1 pseudogene is annotated in these 833 nt (G+C 43.1%); it reads left to right on the forward strand.

What is annotated here, in order from left to right:
- A pseudogene (locus HJC33_RS00035) lies at positions 1 to 833 on the forward strand (hypothetical protein); the annotation flags it as partial.

Consider the following 833-nt stretch of genomic DNA (forward strand, 5'->3'; position numbering starts at 1 on the left):
GACTGGACTGAAGGTTGGAACGGTACATTGACCAATGCTTATGTTGTTCACACTGCTGGTTTCTCAACTGTTGTTGAAGCTGATGGTGAAAACAAAAACCCAAGCATTGTCAATCTTACTGCCGTGTCCACAGTAGCAGATCCTAACCCAGGTACTGAAGGTGACTTGGTTGCGCTTCAGTTCAAAAAGGAATCTGGTGCAACTATCACTGGTCTTTCTTTGACCGGATATGACACTTCCGTATTGATGAGCGATAATGGTCCTTTGGCCAACGTTTCCATCAATGGTGCTACTGCTGATCCTGCTGAAACTTATGAAGGTACAGCAACTGTAAATATTGATGACTTTATTTGGGCCACTGGTAACCCAGAAGCTCAATCTGCAACCTTGACTGGTTCTGTCACCAATAACCTTTTCTTGGATGCAGACATCACTTACTTCTTGAAAAACTCTTTGAGTATTGAAGAAGGTGCTACTTTGACTATCCCTGCTGGAACAAAAATCATAGCTGATGTTCAAGAAGGTGATGAGACCAACACTTATATCGTTATCCAACAAGGTGCTGAAATCGATATTCAAGGTACTGCAACTGATCCAGTTGTAATGACTTCTTCCAACGAAACTCCTGGTGATTGGGGTGGTTTGGTTATCGCTGGTGAAGCTACCACTACAGAAGGTGTTGATGCTACTGCTGAAGTAGGTGGTATCATCTACGGTGGTACTGAAGATGGAGATAGTTCTGGTAACATCGACTATTTGATCATCAACTATGCTGGTGCTCAGATTGATTCTGAATCACAGTACAACGGTCTTACGCTTTATGCCGTAGGTTC

This window comes from Flagellimonas amphidinii, from assembly GCF_013090115.1.
GTDB lineage: Bacteria > Bacteroidota > Bacteroidia > Flavobacteriales > Flavobacteriaceae > Flagellimonas > Flagellimonas amphidinii.